The organism is Oceanospirillum linum (genome assembly GCF_001995095.2).
In the GTDB taxonomy this organism is placed as follows: Bacteria; Pseudomonadota; Gammaproteobacteria; order Pseudomonadales; family Halomonadaceae; genus Oceanospirillum; species Oceanospirillum linum.
In genome coordinates this window covers 1-453 of the sequence record NZ_MTSD02000082.1, presented here as the reverse complement: position 1 = coordinate 453, position 453 = coordinate 1, and the positions used below count along the sequence as shown (strand labels likewise).

General features: G+C 36.2%; 1 protein-coding gene. It reads right to left on the bottom strand.

Features of this window, described 5'->3' with window-relative positions; all coding sequences use genetic code 11:
• Positions 1-413, bottom strand: a 413-nt coding sequence (locus tag BTA35_RS16725; protein WP_139363714.1) for a hypothetical protein, incomplete at its 3' end; no start/stop codon positions are given.
• Between the last annotated feature and the right edge of the window lie 40 nt (positions 414-453).

The window sequence follows — 453 nt, the reverse complement described above, 5'->3', positions numbered from 1 at the left end:
GTATAGTCGTATTCCCGTTCGATTTCATTTGTTAAAGTATCATCAACCTTTATATTCAAGGCTGTATAAAAGGCTAGTATTTCAATTTCAATCATACTTTCAAGGTAACTCAACTTGTTTTCAGTTGCCTTTTGAATAATCTTGTTGTAAGAATTGGTATAGTCCAATTGTTGTTCACGGCTCAACCCGTTGTAAAAGTTAGGTCGCTCGTATCGTTTTAAATGCTGTAAAATAGTCGCTCGTTCGCTAACTGTCAGCGCTTTTTGTACTGCTGTAATGTCAACCGTGTTATTTTCGTCTCTGTATTCATTGAACCAAACTGTAAATACTTTGTTCAAATATTGCGCTAACTCTTTAAATTGCTTTGTGATTTTGTTAGCTACCTTTTCCCTACGCTGCTCATTGGCTAGCATGACTTTTCCATGCTGTTCTAGGAATTGCTCTATGTTATCC